We start from the raw sequence: 15,081 nt of genomic DNA, 5'->3' as shown, positions 1-15,081 counted from the left end.
TTTAATTTAAACAGCCGTCCAAAGCGCATCCATAAACCATGATTTGCTGTCCACGAACTCCGCCGCATGGACAAACCCATTATCTGCCGCTATTTGATGAATCTGATCTTTAGAATATTTTTGAGATATTTCAGTCCATATACATTCGTCTTTTTCAAAAGGAATGCTGGTGCCGGATATGTTTACTGACATGTCGCTTAAACTGACGAGATAGCTTTTAGCTGACCCTGTCAAAGGATCATAGCTACAGTAATGGTCAAACTGGTCAATCTTAAAATCTGCATCTAATTCACGGTTAATTCTATCTAAGAGGTTTAGATTAAATTCCCGGGTCAGGCCATCCCTGTCGTCGTATGCTTGCTTGATAATTGCAGGATGTTTGACAAGATCAAATCCGATGACACACTGATCACCGGGCTTTAAATAACTACGAAGCTTTTTACAGAACAGGTTAGCTTCAGCTATTGTCATATTGCCGATATTGCCCCCTAAACACATCACAACTTTCCGCGTTCCTGGCAATAAACAATGGAGTGCTAATGCGTCAAAGTAGTCACCTACCAATCCATTAAAATGTAAGTCTGGGGCGTTCTCGGGTAGAAATGATTGCAGCTCATTGATTACGTTTTCAGATATGTCGATGGGTACATAATTAAAAGACACATTTGCATTAACAAGGGCACGTAATAGATGAATTGATTTAGCGCAATTACCGGGTCCCAGTTCAATTAATTCAAAATCTGAATTTTGACCTGTTATCCTATCAACAATTTGTTTGGCTTGACAAGTGAAAATTTCCATTTCACACCGGGTAAGATAATAATCCGGAGACATCATGATAGCCTCAAAGAGGCCATCACCCTTTTTGTCGTAAAAGTATTTTGACGACAGCCTTTTTGGCGTTTCCGTCAGACTCTGGATAACGTCCAAATAAAAATCTTTATTCTTTGTTGCAAATCTGAACTCGTCTGTCTCTATTGATATCATATTGTTTTAGTAGGATTTAAAAGATAAACTTATATTTCGCCCGATTACTTAAAATTATCAAAGCATAGAGATGGCAAGTTAAAAACTTGCCATCTCTTAAACATTGACATTTATCACACAAATCAATTGTAAAATTGACTCTTACCAAAAATTACAGGGTATTAAACTCGACTCTTTTAAGGCGACTATTGTTTAGTATGCTTGTTGAAAGCCATACATACTGCCGTGTTTGTTCATCAAATCCCAGCATCGTAAAATCAGTTCCTACAGGACATTCAGGGTAATCAGGAAATCCTATCCGCAACACATATCGATTGCTGTCTGCATTAAAATTGGATGGTGTAATTTTTTTCAATCCATATTTTACATAAGGGTCATGATCGTCAAAAATGTAGCTAACCAGAGATGCATCTCTCAGTATCTTGGTGATCGATTGCTCTTCCATATAGAAGTACGTTCCTAAAAGATCAACGATCAGCCCTCTTAACTCATATTGCGGTACCGAAACAGCGAATAGGTATTGTGTATCAAAGGCGTCTTCGGTGACGTCAAATTGGTATGCTCCTTCGATAATTACATCTTCTTCTTTAAACCCTTGGTTCATGCTTGTCGAGAAAATCAGATTGTCTTTTATGATAAAGTTATCGGTGTAACCTTTAAGACGTAGTTCGTCAACTACCGCGACAAGATCGTTTTCATTTAATGTCATAATCAATATTTAGTTTTAAAATTCTTCTATCCTGTTTAATACATACAAAAAAAGAGAAATCAAGATTCCAGCACAAGGACATTTATCACACTTTAGCTGCTAGGCTAACTATGATTCCTTCAGAAAAACAACTGGAGAAGGCCATGAAGTAATCGTTCACTGGTTTGGAAAAATCGAATTATCAGTCCATTAATTTATGACTTTGAATGACGGAATCATTTTAGACAAATTCCATTTCTTGAATGAGGACTTTACCCTTACAACATTATAGTTACTATTTTGCTTTTTGTGATAAATGTCATTAATAAAAAGAAGTTTACTGCCGTACTTTGATAAAAAGACCATTTGAGGCCTTGTGAACTTGAAAGGGTTTAAATTCCTTTCTCTTTAATTTAATATAAAGTCATTATGAAAAATATTTTTCCAACAGCGCAGGTACTATTACGTTTTGCATTAGGAGCAGGTTTCCTACTGCCGGTATTGGACCGTATTGGTTTTCTAGGCACCCCCGGCAGTGCCAATGTATCATGGGGTAATTGGGACAATTTTGTCGCTTATGCAAATACCATGATGCCTTATCTGGCACCAAAAATGGCTTCTTTTTTTGGCCTCGTAGCTACTATTGGCGAAGCATTATTTGGCATATTGCTTATTATCGGGTATAAAATCAGGCTCGCTGCTTATGGCAGTTTCGTGCTTACGCTGACGTTTGCACTCAGTATGCTGATCTTTACCGGATATCGATCCCCATTTGATTATTCCGTTTTCGTTGTCAGTTTCGCCAGCCTGCTATTAGCCTCTCTTCAATCCGAAAAAAGACTAGAAAGTCAATCCAATATTCTATAACCCAATTTAAAATTTTAGTAAAATTTCGTGGCAAACAGATTCATTCTATGCATCCTTAACATACATCATAACAATCTTAATTAAAAAAAAATGGATAAAAACGCAATTAAGCAAGCACTAATCAAATTGGAAAGACATCATATTGATGAAGCAGAAATGAAATATGACGATTTCTTAATGGGTAATTTGCTGGACAGGGAAGAAATCGTAGATCAAGATGATCAGTCACATCATCGGCAGAGTATAGAGATCTCGGATGAATTAGAACATCAGGCTCATGTCCATATTGACCACTTAAAGGCAATTAATGACATTTCATTCGACCCTACAGATGTTGTCAAGCCTGGCGCAGTCGTAAGCGTAAATGGCCGCTGCATGATCGTTGCAGTTCCCAAGGCGCCTTTTACAATTGATGGTAGGCATTTTATAGGTATCTCACCAGCCGCACCCATCTACAAGAGCCTTGAAGGGAAAAGAGCAGGCGACACATTTGAATTTAATAATAAAAAATTTACAATCGAGGTTGTAAACTAAAATAAAAGGAAATAGAACATGAGTTCATACGATACTTTATCAGAAGCATTAAATGGATTAAACAAACGTGGTTATACCATAGATTTTAACATGCAAAGTGATAGTATTTATTGTAAGGCGCTTGGTGAATCTTTTAAACCCGATGACTTCGAAATCGTGGAATTCTATCGGTTTGAAGGAAATAGCGATCCGGCAGATGAGTCGATTGTTTATGCGTTAAGGACTAAATCCGGTCATCAAGGCGTCTTAGTTGACGCCTATGGTCTGTATTCAGACCCGTTAACTGCCGATATGGTACAAAAATTAAAAACACATTAAAGCCGGTTGTTCGGTCTTTGCTACCGGTGTATCAACTTTATTTCTTATTTAAAATAAAATCAAAAGACAATATGAGAGGAAAGAACAATATCGTAGCAATTGTAGATGAACTGGGGAAGCTTGGATACTCAGAAGAATTCAGGACCAGGGGTGAAAAATTATACTGGGTGGGGAAGTCTGTTAAATATAATGCTGATCAATTTGAAATAGATCATGCCTATCGTCTTGAAAGCGCGGATGCCCCTGAAGATTCTTCGTTGATTTATGGAATTTCCATTCCGAAAAAAGGGATAAAGGGAATTTTAATCGATGTGTTTGATGCCTTATCATCATTGGAAGATAACTTTGTCATTCATAAAATTCGGTCAGCAAAGACAATTCTGTTGACCCATGAAGAAAGTAATTCGGACTTGAAATTCGGCTTACTGCCAAAAGTTCACAAATCAAAATTTAATGAAGACCCTCATCGCTATGTGTTAAGAAAGGATTTTCCTGATTTTCCTCCTTGTCCATTTGCGCAAAGTTTTTCCATGTTGGGCTATGATAATAAATTAAAGGAATACGTATGGTTAACTTCCAGTATTCTAAAAGATGAAAGATTAAAAACCGTTCTTTATAAAGAAGCGTAAAATCGGAAAGGCCTAACTAATGGCGCCGTCTAAAGAAATTTGACAAACGTTAGTCCAGCTCATACGTATAAAGGTCGCACAAAAAATAAATTCGCTTATTGTGTTATCCTATAGTCGTTGGCTGGCCACAATATATTAACATAAAACTAGAAGAATCGTATGGAACTGAAAAACAAAAAGGTATTAATTACCGGTGGAAGTGCCGGAATAGGCAAAGCAATTGTCAAAGAGCTCGTACGGCATGGTGTAAAGGATATAGCTGTTGTGGGCAGAAAGAAAGAGCATTTAGAGGCGCTAAAAGCTGAATTGAAATCTATAAACATTCTTATCATACAGGCTAATGTTGCTGAGGTTGAAGATTTAAATAGAGTGGTTGCAACGATAACAAAAGAGTGGGGAGCACTAGACATCCTGGTAAATAGTGCGTGTGTTGTAAGTGCCGGTTTGTTAACCGAACAGAGCGACGAAGATATTATTGGCCAGATAAATATCAACCTCACAGGTCTGGTATTATTGACCAAAAAATTAACCAGTCTTTTACAGAAGAGTAACGAAGGTGCAATTGTTAATATATCCTCCGGATATGGCTACATCGCTATGCCCTTTTACAGTGTGTATGCTGCTACCAAAGCAGCGGTCGGACAATTCTCTGATGCCATGAGAAGGGAGCTTTATCAATATCCCCTTCATGTCATGACTGTTTATCCTTCGGCAACAGATACTGGTATGATGAAAACGGCAGTGGTAGAGAAAATGGATAGTCCTGAAGATGTGGCAAAAGCCACTATTACAGGGCTAATTCAGAAAGAAATTAATGTGATCATAGGTGGCAAAGAAATGGAAGAACAAGTAAAAGTGAATTTTTTGGAGCCGAGAAAATTCGACCAAATTGCAGCCAACAATTTTGAAGCCTTAAAAGAGAGGACGAAAAATCATCGATCCATGTAGTATAGTTTCTTTATGATATTACTCGATTTTGATTTAATTTTTAAAATTAATCAATGAAAAACCAGATCTAGTAATAAAAACATTCTTTACAGAACTATCAACCAAATCCCGATTCGATGTTCGGATTCGGTTGGGAGAACAGTTGGATGTACTGCGGGTTAAAATAGCAGATTTAAATATTGCAACGAACTAGACAGACTATTATTTTCAGGACTTTAACTGTTTGTCAGAAGACAGAAGTTACCTTTAATGCTGGAACGCCAACAGCATACACAAATTGAAAAATGAGCAAGAAGCAACTTTTAGATTATGTACGAAACTTTGTTTCATTAGATGATGATGATGAGGCTGAACAATTTGTGTCTGGCTTTAAAGAAGTCAAAGTAAAAAAAAGACAATTCATTGTGCAGCCTAATTTTACCAATAAACATAGAGCATTTGTGGTTAAAGGGGCTTTCAGAACTTATGCCGTTACAGATGAGGGACAAGACCACACCTTTCAATTTGCTATAGAAAATTGGTGGGTATCTGATTTTAATAGCTATATCTATCAGCATCCCGCTACGCTTTTCATCATCGCATTAGAAGATAGTACCGTTTTACAAATTGACTATGATAAAGAGCAGGAACTAAAAAAAGCGAACCATAAATTCGAAACCTTTTTTAGGATAATGGCTGAGAAAGGACTTGCTTTCGAACACCGAAGAATCCTTTTTAACCTAAAACATGGTGCTGAAGCACGCTACGAGAACTTTTTATTAAACTATCCAAATTTCGTTCAACGTGTACCTCAATACGCTTTAGCTTCCTACCTCGGAATGTCAACTGAATTCCTATCAAGAATCAGAAATAAGAAAGCTCGGAAAAAAACGAGATGGTTAAAAAAGGACAAATCGTAGAAGCAACAGAAAAGTTTTTCGCTCCGGATGCCAAAACTATTGATTTTGATGGTACGGTAACAAAGGGAAAATCAGAAATGATAGCCAAAATGCAAGGTTTTGCAGGCGCTATTGCCAAGGTAAATGGTATCACCCTGCATAATGCTTCATTGAATGGAGATGTTTCTTTCGCTGAATTCACTTTTGACTTCGATATGAAAGATGGAAGTAAAGTCTTATGGCACGAAATACTTCGAACCATTTGGCAAAACGGACAAATTGTAGAAGAACAATATTTTAACGCTTAAACTAACAAGACATGAGATTCGTAACCAAAAAAATACACGCATATTTAGATTATCCGGTAGCTGTGGCACTAATAGCATTACCGTTTGTATTAGGATTGGGAAATTCTAACCCACTTGCTTTACAACTATCGGTCGGAACAGGCATTGCAGCCTTTATTCTCACACTACTGACAGACCACCAATTGGGTGCATACCGAATTATCCCTTACAAAGGGCATTTAGCGATAGATGCACTTGTGGGAATTGTGTTTGTGATAGCTCCGTTCGCATTTTCATTTGAAGGAGTGGATGCCTACTACTACTGGATAAACGGAGGTGCGGTTTTAACAGTAGTAAGCTTGCATAAGCCGGAGTAGGCTGTTTCTAATTATTTCGATAAATTTTAAAAAAAACGCTTGAAGTCGATGCTTCAAGTGTTTTACGCTTATATAAAATGGACAAAATACTTTCAGAAATTAGAAATTGTACTGTTTGCAAAGATTTTTTGCCTAACATTCCAAGACCGATTATTCAAGCGAGCATGATATCAAAAATTGTAATAATAGGTCAGGCCCCAGGTCAAAAAGTTCAAAATAGTGGTATTCCTTGGGATGATGCCAGCGGTAACAATTTGAGAGAATGGTTGGGAGTCGACAGACAAACATTTTATAATGAAAAGGTCTTCGCACTCATCCCCATGGGCTTTTGTTTTCCTGGCAGCGGAAAATCAGGCGACTTGCCTCCAAGACCAGAATGTGCACCCTTATGGCATCAACAGATTTTAAAATTAATGCCAGAAGTACAATTAACACTTTTGATTGGACAATATGCCCAGAAATACTACTTAAAAAACAGCGCTAAAGATACCTTAACAGAAACAGTGAAAAATTACGAAGAGTATCTCCCAAATTTTATCCCACTACCACATCCGTCACCCCGGAACAACATTTGGCAAAGGAAAAACGAGTGGTTTAAGGAGGACCTAGTATATGTGTTACAGAAAAAGATTGAATCACTTGGAGTTTCCAAGCAATAATCAGCAGAATGATATTGAAGAACAAGTATGTATTGTGACAAATGTCATTGTGCAGTTCCTAATACAAACATAATTTTATCTGAATTAATTAAATCGAAAACTTATATTATGAAACCAAACATTGGAATAAGCGAGGAGTATCGCGACGGAATCAATGAAGTGCTTTCTCATGTCTTTGGAGATCAATTTGTATTAAATACTAAAACACGCAATATCATTAATGAAAAGTAGTAAAACGTGGCATGAACAACATAAGTCTGATTGCACTCCTGGTGATCGTCTTGCCGATAAAGTAACGAATGTCATGGGCTCATGGAAGTTCATTATCATTCAAACTGCGGTGATTCTAACCTGGGTTGGCATCAATTTACTTGCGTATTTTTCTAAATGGGACCCTTATCCTTTCATCCTTCTTAATCTATTTTTTTCGGTGCAATCAGCCTACGCAGCACCTATAATTATGATGGCTCAAAATCGTCAGGGTGAGCGGGACAGAATCCAGGCATATGATGACTATAGAACCAACCTTGAAGCAAAAATGGAAATCGAAGAAATAGAGGTCAAACTTAGCAGGATTGAAACTGAAAAATTGGATAAAATTATCACAATGTTACAAGACCTTAAAGGCATCCACCAGGGTGACATTGAGTGATGGATATAAGTCAAGAACATAGTTTTACAGAAAATAAATAACTTTAATTTTTATTATGAAACCAAATATTGGAATAAGCGAGGAACACCTCGCCGAGATCAGCCAAGTACTTTCACATATCCTTGCTGATGAATTTGTATTATATACTAAAACGCGTAATGCACATTGGAATATTGAAGGACCAGATTTCCATGCCATGCATATGATGTTCGAGTCTCAATATAACGAGCTGTCCGAAATTATTGATAATGTCGCAGAGCGGATAAGGACATTGGGGCATTATGCTCCTGCTACCCTAAAACAAATGTTACAATTAACCCATCTTACTGAACAGACAAGGGAGAAAAACGACAGCAAAGGTTTTATAAAGGAGTTGTTGGGAGATCACGAAAGTATTGTTATCAATATTCGAACGCAAATTAACCGTTTGGCAGAACAATTAAAGGACGCTGGTACCAGTGATTATTTGACTGGTCTGACTGAATTTCACAAAAAACTTGCCTGGATGCTTCGTTCGCATTTGATATAGTTAGTGGACTACACTTTATGATCCTGAAAACTAATTAGAATACATGAAATCATTCCCGCTTCCTATTAAACTCGAAGATTTTATGCCTTCGTTAGTGAAACACTTTAACTCGTGTAGCATTATTATCCAGATGGAATTATATGAGCCAGAGGCGGTGTTTGTCATGGATGATGGTTATATTACTGATCAGGCAGCGCTTACAGGCAGACTTGAAACAGATCTAAAGCCGGGCATTCCATTAATGGCCAATGTTCGCCATATTTTCATTGCTGAAGATATTGCCCAGATCGCGGTAGACTGATCGATTGATGGCACAGGGCAAGATGGCGATTCTATTCAGCTCGCAGGCACGGCCTGCGATACCATCCGGTACAAGGTTGATGGATTTTGGAGATTCCTTATCGACAATAACAAAGGAACCGCTGTGTTGCAGTGATAGTGAGGTGTACAAAAGTGGGCATTATCTGAGCAGTATTACTAACAACTAATCATTAGAAATTTTGGTCTTTTGAACTAATAATCTTTCAACATAATTTAAATAACATGAAATTAAGGTTTCTTTCTCCAACTAATCACGGCATTGTAGACTACCTTGCCGCTGTTACATTAATTGTTGCACCATTCATTTTACAATTGGGCAACAACAATCCTATGGCATCCTGGATATCTGTAATTACAGGTATTGTTGTTATTTTTGTTAGCCTAGCTACCAGGTATCGTTATGGAGTATTTAAAATAATTCCATTCGGCGGGCATCTTGTACTTGACCTCCTAGTTGCGACAATATTTATGCTCGTGCCGTTTCTTTTTGGTTTTGAGGGGCTTGATGCAGCGTATTATTATATCAATGCCGTCGTTGTATATCTTGTTGTAGCAGTTACTGCAAGTGAGGGTAGTAGTATTGATCGATAAACAATAAACATTTTCTAATTGAAATATAAAGTCCGACTGCAATATAAGGCAGCATATTTCAAGGGATTTAATTCTACGGTTATACCCGAATTAGTATTATACTGGGTATAACCGGTTTGATGAAAGATATTAACAGTGAGAGATAGTGGTCTTGAAAAATCGATATCCTAATTTTGAATATTTAGCGGAAGAATTAAAAAAATATGCTAGTACATCATGCTTCTTTACTATTATGCTCAAAAACGGCAAGATTATTCATCATTTTCCTGAAGACATGAATAATTTTAAAACCTGGCTAGAGCAAAATGAGGTGGTCGATATTCGATCGGAAGAAAGATGTTCATTATCATAAAAGTATATAATGATTATCATTGCATGCACTTTCAATCTTTAATTTTGATTATCAATATTTCGGCCTTGTGTAACCTTATTTTCTATAAGAAAACCATCCTCCCAACCATCTTAATTTACTTCATGCCTCCCAAAACGTCAAGGCTCCAACATATTGCTCCGTACCCTTGTTAATGTCTCCCTTGATACCCCAAGATAAGAAGCTATCATATATATCGGGATACGTTGATGTAATTTAGGGAAATTCCGGATGAACTCCCGGTATCTTTCTTCTGCTTGAAGGCTGAGCATCATGTATATCCTATCACGGCTGATATAGTAGTCATCCCTAATGATTTTGGTAACTAGTATATTAAAATTAGGTATATCTTCCAAAAGGGTTTTAAAACTATGTATTGAAAGTTGTATGATGGTACTGTCTTCCAGCGCATCAATAAATTCGTTTGAAGGCGAACTGCTTAGAAGACTAACCGGATCACTTAACCAAACCGTGGCCGGAGAGAGACTTATGATGTGCTCATAGCCCGCACCATCGATTCGATATGACCTGAAACAGCCACTACATACAAAGGTGTGATATCTACATATGCTTCCTTGACGTAGTAAAAATTGTCTCTTTTTAAGTCGCTTGGGTATTGCAAGAGACTTAATAGTTGCAATCTCCTCGTCAGAGAATAGGTCATAAGTTCTGATATAACTTTCAAAAAAATCAAATATAGACTCAGGCATCAATAGAAATAACTGATTGCTTTAAGTAAAAAAAAATTTCACTTTTATTGTCTCTTACAGCAGCAAAGCCACAATGCATGTTTTTAGCACTATTCGTCCTCATAAAAACCTTATTATGACTGGTAAAATTAAGGTATAAAGCAAAGCAGATAAATGGACGGAAAGGACAATCTGTTGTGATAATCACCCTTTTTGTCGGATATACCAACAAATCTTTAAATCTAAACTTGTTGTATAATTGTTAATGGTTACTAGACAAATGGTAGGCATCAATGATGACATCCATATCTGATTATTGACAGCCTAATCAGACGTATCTCGGAATGATTTACGATAAACGTCAGGTGCCATACTCGTTCTCACTTTAAAGAAACGGCTGAAATAAGCCATATCATGAAACCCCAGCTCAATTGCAATTTGCTTTATTGGCTTATCACTTAAATACAATTCATGTTTAGCCTGCGTTATGAGGCGTTCTGCAATCATATCACTAACAGTTTTATAAAAGTTTTGCTTAGCACTACGATTCAGTGTTTTGACGGTGACATTTAATAATTTGGCGTAATCTGCTGGCCTGTGCTTACTGTGAAAATGCTGCTCTATTGCATCGATCAAATTCCGGGTCATGTAATGCGCTGCTGAAAGTTTTTCTGATTGATCACTTCCTCTTTCCATCTTTATCCGAGATGCATAGATCATAAATATTTTTACCCAGGAAATCGTTATATCATAACGACCTAAACGGTCATTATGGAGTTCCGAAATAAGATTATCCAATGGATGCAGGAGTTGATTCATTTCCCCTTTACTGATTTTGATTGAGGGGACTTCGCCAACATTCTTAAATAGCACCTGCTTACTGGTTAATTCCAATTCATATTTATGATTCCAAAAGAAATCCGGGTGAAATTGTAATAATATACCCTCAAGTGGACCATCGGCCTCAATTTGAAAAGGTTGATAAATAGGAAATCTTATTAAGCAATTTTCAGAGAACTTATACTTAACCTTATCAAAGGTTAAGTGACCTTTTCCTTTTCTGATCAGTATTATTTTATAACAGTTGAAGCCTTTCAGATTTTTAAAATAGTTGTCATCATTAAGCTGTACTAACCTAAACGCTAATACGTTGGTTTGTGGATTTACTAATTCTATCTGTAGTCGTTCATTCATACTTTAACAAATTTATTTCATGTTCATTTACCTAGTTAAAACACAAGGACCAATACTGAAAGAAAATGGAGTATGTTCGTCCTCAATGCTGAAGGATAATACATACTCCATGGTTTCATCAGTTAGCTCAAAGGGGGCTAACGAAAATCGACGCAGATTATCCCCCTATTTACTTGCTTTTAAGAAACTATGCGAACAATTGTCTTACCCTTAATCTGATCAGTAGAATTGTATGTCTTAACCGCGTCATCGAGCGTAACAACGATACCGCTATTCGTCTTTAGACCTCCCTCACCAAACCTCTTCACAATCTCAATCAATTGAGACCGATTGGCTTCGACAACAAAGTCAATATTCTTAACTCCGTTGATCTGTTCTTCGATTGGTCCCGTGATGGTCACAAATTTCCCTCCGGAGCGAATCACGCCCAAAGAACGCTTCGCAATATCACCCCCGAGGACATCAAAAACCAGGTCTACTTTGTCAATGCTTTCTAACTCATCATTATCCAGATCGACAAACTCATTTGCGCCAAAGTTGAGCGCCGCTTCGCGATGAGAAGTACGTCCAGTACCGATGACGTACGCGTCGGCATCACGTGCAAGCTGCACGGCCATTGATCCTACTATACCAGCTGCTCCATGCACGAGGATTCTTTGTCCTGCCTGAAGTTGGCCATGATCGAAAAGTGCCTGCCACGCAGTTAAGCCCGGCATCACTAGTGCATTACCATCATTGAAGTCAACATTGTCTGGTAATGGTGCAAGGTTACGTGCCTCTATCGCCACGTATTCGGCCAGTGTGCCGTTTCTATACCAATCCTGAAGGCCGAAGACGCGTTGTCCTACTGATAATCCCGTTGTGCCATACCCAAGCGCCGTAACCACTCCAGCCAGTTCGTGTCCTGGAATCGAGGGCGTTCGGTCATGATCAGCACGATCTGTCCAGGTCGACGGCCATGACAACTCGTCCCCGGTAATACTGGCTGCATAAACCTGAACAATGACATCGTTTATAGCCGCCACTGGCTCTGGCAACTCTACCAGTTTCATCCCAGCTATTCCAGCCGCCTGGTTTGTTACAATTATTGCTTTCATAAAGAGTTCAATATTTATTATTGTTAAAATGATTCTTTGGTCAAGCTATAAAATTAATCTTTTTTTTGGTTACCTTGGTGGGCCAATTTCAAAATATACAAGGGTCCAAATATGATCATAAAACTTCTTCAAATTGCATTTAGAAAAGATAGGCAGCATAGTCCTTTATACTTACAGTTGGAATCTGAAATTATCCAGTTAATTTGTCGAGGCACCCTGAAGCCAGGCCAGCTGCTCCCACCTTCGCGTGAACTTGCTCAAATGCTAAAAATTAACCGAAAAACAGTCGTTAAGACCTACGAAGAATTGAGCTTACAGGGCTGGGTGGAAACCAGAGACCGAAGTGGTGTCTATGTTTCAGGTAACCTCCCTGAGACGTCGGTCCGTATTAATAACCAAAACAACAAAAAATTGACACGGAGTTCGCACCCCATTTATCCATTGATAAATAGATCTATTGATGTATCAACAAGTATAGATCCGGGTATAGAATCAAATGCCAAGGAATTGCCAGCACCGCTATATAAACTCGATGACGGTTTTCCTGATCCGAGGATTGCACCTATTGAGCAGTTAGTGCGGGAATACAGAAGATTTGGGAAAAGCCGCTCGGCAGGGCAATTTCTCATGTATGGTCCGGAACATGGTTCCCATAGGCTAAGGGTTGAGCTTTCCAATTTCTTAAACAGGACAAGAGGTATGCAGATTACTGAAAAAGAAATACTGATAACCAAAGGAACACAGATGGCCATCTATTTAACGACACAGTTACTCATTCGTCCGGGAGATCACGTGTTCGTACCAGAACCAGGTTATAAGGATGCAAATCAAGCATTTATGCTTACTGGAGCAAAACTAACGTTTATTCCTGTAGATAAAGATGGTATGGATATAGATATGATTGAACAGTTGTGTAAGACTAAGGTGATTCCTAAAATGATCTATATTATTCCCCACCACCATCGGCCTACGACGGTTACACTGTGTGCGGAAAGACGTATGCGACTGATGAATCTTGCCCGTAAATATAAATTTGCATTGCTCGAAGACGATTATGATTTCGATTATCATTTTTCAAGCAATTCGCTTTTGCCTTTGGCAAGTCTGGATAACGGAGGAAATATTATTTATGTAGGTTCCTTTTGCAAAAGCCTTGCCCCTGGCATCCGGATTGGTTTTATGGTGGCTCCGGAGGCAGTAATAAACCAAGCCGCAGCGATTCGTAAATTGATAGATCGGCAAGGAGAACAGTTACTGGAAGAAGCAATTGCCGAACTTTTGTCTACTGGTGATATCTCGCGGCACCTCAAAAAGTCACATAAGGTTTATGAGGGGCGGTTGACAAACACTTGCCGCTTGCTTAACGAGCAGTTGGGGGAATATTTAGCCTTTGAGCGGCCGAACGGAGGACTTGCAATCTGGGCAACTTATAGAAAAGATATTAGTGCCAGGGAAGTCTCGCTAAATGCGGCAAAGTTGGGATTAAAGATAAGCGACGGCACTAATTACTTTTTTCAGCCCAATACTTCTAAGCCAGACAACTTCATACGTATTGGATATTGTTCTTTAGATGAAATCGAAATGGTGAGTGCCATTGATCTCTGGAAACAGGCTCTTAGTCAGCTCGGTTTAAAGTAAGTGATAAAATAAAAAACATGTTGTCAAAAGCAAATCTTTAAGTTATCTAGTGCGAAAAAAAATGTTATTTATTACCCATATTATATTGCGTTAAAGCTGTATCATATAGGTGTGTCTGTGCATTTAGTATGGATATTTTCACCTATGTCCTGCCTCCGTCTGAAAGTCCCCGAATATAAATGAGGTGCATAGGTTAAAATGCTTCAGAAATCTTTTCAAAAGAAACAAACTCCAAAAACTACATTTCTGATGGAGTAGCTTCGACTTTGGCACCACTTCAATGTATGTGACATTTGTCAATGTACGCTTTAATCAAAGTTTATACTTTAGTAGTCAATTAAGATACTTGCATTCGTTAAACGTATGTATAACGTGAGGCATTGAGTTAAGTGTTTGATTCTCAATTCAGTTTTGCCATACTGCTTAAATAATTTGAATAGGAATTAGTCATTAAAAAGCAATAACATTTAAACAAAAATCAATATCAATGAGAGCAATTTATAATGATCAAGTGATCGCAGAAAGTGAAAACACTGTTGTTGTCGAAGGTAACCATTATTTTCCTGAAAATTCCGTGAAAAAAGAATTCTTAACGGAATCAAATACACACACGACGTGCCCTTGGAAAGGTATGGCATCTTACTACAATGTAATTGTTAACGGGGAACAAGCCGCCGACGCTGCATGGTACTATCCTAATCCACGACCACTGGCCGAGGGTATAAAAGGACGTATCGCATTTTGGAATGGCGTAAAAGTAAGTAAGTAGTCTTATGACGTTTATTATTATATATATGCCATAACCGTTGGTGAAAAATCAATCATTAT

At 38.0% G+C, this 15,081-nt stretch carries 20 protein-coding genes; 15 read left to right on the top strand and 5 right to left on the bottom strand.

Annotated features, from left to right (window positions below; all coding sequences use genetic code 11):
* Positions 1–6: 6 nt before the first annotated feature.
* Both ACWPWS_RS08530 and ACWPWS_RS08525 read right to left on the bottom strand, forming a co-directional pair.
* Positions 7–987 carry an L-histidine N(alpha)-methyltransferase gene (locus tag ACWPWS_RS08530; RefSeq protein WP_413930979.1) on the bottom strand — a complete coding sequence of 327 codons (981 nt, stop codon included), beginning with the start codon at positions 985–987 and terminating at the stop codon, positions 7–9.
* Between the two features lie 151 nt (positions 988–1,138).
* Positions 1,139–1,696 (bottom strand): hypothetical protein, encoded by a 558-nt coding sequence (locus ACWPWS_RS08525; protein ID WP_413930978.1) that lies wholly within the window; start codon positions 1,694–1,696, stop codon positions 1,139–1,141.
* Positions 1,697–2,104: 408 nt separating this feature from the next.
* Here ACWPWS_RS08525 and ACWPWS_RS08520 point away from each other — a divergent pair, with 408 nt between their 5' ends.
* The 13 genes from ACWPWS_RS08520 to ACWPWS_RS08460 all read left to right on the top strand — a co-directional run bounded on the left by ACWPWS_RS08520 (position 2,105) and on the right by ACWPWS_RS08460 (position 9,265).
* Entirely contained in the window at positions 2,105–2,542 is a 438-nt protein-coding gene (locus ACWPWS_RS08520; RefSeq protein ID WP_413930977.1) for a DoxX family protein, read from the top strand.
* 90 nt (positions 2,543–2,632) lie between these two features.
* Complete coding sequence (locus ACWPWS_RS08515) at positions 2,633–3,076, top strand: hypothetical protein (RefSeq protein WP_413930976.1); 444 nt, start codon at positions 2,633–2,635, stop codon at positions 3,074–3,076.
* 18 nt (positions 3,077–3,094) lie between these two features.
* On the top strand, positions 3,095–3,394 hold the full coding sequence (locus ACWPWS_RS08510; protein WP_413930975.1) for a phosphoribosylpyrophosphate synthetase: 300 nt from the start codon (positions 3,095–3,097) through the stop codon (positions 3,392–3,394).
* A gap of 71 nt (positions 3,395–3,465) precedes the next feature.
* Positions 3,466–4,023: a hypothetical protein gene (locus ACWPWS_RS08505; RefSeq protein ID WP_413930974.1), complete on the top strand. Its 558-nt coding sequence runs from the start codon at positions 3,466–3,468 to the stop codon at positions 4,021–4,023.
* Positions 4,024–4,182: 159 nt separating this feature from the next.
* Positions 4,183–4,971, top strand: coding sequence for an SDR family NAD(P)-dependent oxidoreductase (locus ACWPWS_RS08500; RefSeq protein ID WP_454046187.1), 789 nt, complete (start codon positions 4,183–4,185; stop codon positions 4,969–4,971).
* A gap of 284 nt (positions 4,972–5,255) precedes the next feature.
* Positions 5,256–5,870: a Crp/Fnr family transcriptional regulator gene (locus tag ACWPWS_RS08495; protein ID WP_454046186.1), complete on the top strand. Its 615-nt coding sequence runs from the start codon at positions 5,256–5,258 to the stop codon at positions 5,868–5,870.
* Positions 5,846–6,157, top strand: a complete 312-nt coding sequence (locus ACWPWS_RS08490; RefSeq protein WP_454046185.1) for a hypothetical protein — start codon at positions 5,846–5,848, stop codon at positions 6,155–6,157. The genes ACWPWS_RS08495 and ACWPWS_RS08490 overlap by 25 nt, the downstream gene beginning before the upstream one ends.
* Before the next feature lie 11 nt (positions 6,158–6,168).
* A complete protein-coding gene (locus ACWPWS_RS08485; protein ID WP_413930970.1) occupies positions 6,169–6,513 on the top strand; it encodes an SPW repeat domain-containing protein in 345 nt (114 codons plus the stop codon).
* Between the two features lie 77 nt (positions 6,514–6,590).
* The gene (locus ACWPWS_RS08480) at positions 6,591–7,172 is read left to right on the top strand and encodes a uracil-DNA glycosylase family protein (RefSeq protein ID WP_413930969.1); all 582 of its coding nucleotides are present in this window, start codon (positions 6,591–6,593) and stop codon (positions 7,170–7,172) included.
* A gap of 220 nt (positions 7,173–7,392) precedes the next feature.
* Positions 7,393–7,824, top strand: coding sequence for a DUF1003 domain-containing protein (locus ACWPWS_RS08475; protein WP_413930968.1), 432 nt, complete (start codon positions 7,393–7,395; stop codon positions 7,822–7,824).
* A 55-nt stretch (positions 7,825–7,879) separates the two neighbouring features.
* Positions 7,880–8,353, top strand: coding sequence for a Dps family protein (locus ACWPWS_RS08470; protein WP_454046184.1), 474 nt, complete (start codon positions 7,880–7,882; stop codon positions 8,351–8,353).
* Positions 8,354–8,435: 82 nt separating this feature from the next.
* Complete coding sequence (locus ACWPWS_RS08465) at positions 8,436–8,654, top strand: hypothetical protein (RefSeq protein ID WP_413930966.1); 219 nt, start codon at positions 8,436–8,438, stop codon at positions 8,652–8,654.
* Between the two features lie 242 nt (positions 8,655–8,896).
* On the top strand, positions 8,897–9,265 hold the full coding sequence (locus tag ACWPWS_RS08460; RefSeq protein ID WP_413930965.1) for an SPW repeat domain-containing protein: 369 nt from the start codon (positions 8,897–8,899) through the stop codon (positions 9,263–9,265).
* Between the two features lie 489 nt (positions 9,266–9,754).
* Here the strand turns inward: ACWPWS_RS08460 and ACWPWS_RS08455 are convergent, their stop codons facing one another.
* The 3 genes from ACWPWS_RS08455 to ACWPWS_RS08445 form a co-directional block, all read right to left on the bottom strand.
* Entirely contained in the window at positions 9,755–10,345 is a 591-nt protein-coding gene (locus ACWPWS_RS08455) for a Crp/Fnr family transcriptional regulator (protein WP_454046183.1), read from the bottom strand.
* 303 nt (positions 10,346–10,648) lie between these two features.
* On the bottom strand, positions 10,649–11,518 hold the full coding sequence (locus tag ACWPWS_RS08450) for an AraC family transcriptional regulator (RefSeq protein WP_413930963.1): 870 nt from the start codon (positions 11,516–11,518) through the stop codon (positions 10,649–10,651).
* A 179-nt stretch (positions 11,519–11,697) separates the two neighbouring features.
* Positions 11,698–12,615 carry an NADP-dependent oxidoreductase gene (locus ACWPWS_RS08445; RefSeq protein ID WP_413930962.1) on the bottom strand — a complete coding sequence of 306 codons (918 nt, stop codon included), beginning with the start codon at positions 12,613–12,615 and terminating at the stop codon, positions 11,698–11,700.
* Positions 12,616–12,726: 111 nt separating this feature from the next.
* Between ACWPWS_RS08445 and pdxR the strand changes: the two genes are divergently transcribed.
* Both pdxR and ACWPWS_RS08435 read left to right on the top strand, forming a co-directional pair.
* The gene (pdxR, locus tag ACWPWS_RS08440; protein ID WP_413930961.1) at positions 12,727–14,253 is read left to right on the top strand and encodes a MocR-like pyridoxine biosynthesis transcription factor PdxR; all 1,527 of its coding nucleotides are present in this window, start codon (positions 12,727–12,729) and stop codon (positions 14,251–14,253) included.
* Between the two features lie 487 nt (positions 14,254–14,740).
* Positions 14,741–15,022: a DUF427 domain-containing protein gene (locus ACWPWS_RS08435; RefSeq protein WP_413930960.1), complete on the top strand. Its 282-nt coding sequence runs from the start codon at positions 14,741–14,743 to the stop codon at positions 15,020–15,022.
* Positions 15,023–15,081 lie beyond the last annotated feature (59 nt).

The sequence above is a fragment of the Chryseobacterium sp. Marseille-Q8038 genome, assembly GCF_965111995.1.
The sequence above is the reverse complement of the archived record's forward strand: the minus strand, read 5'-3'. Positions and strand labels throughout refer to the sequence as shown.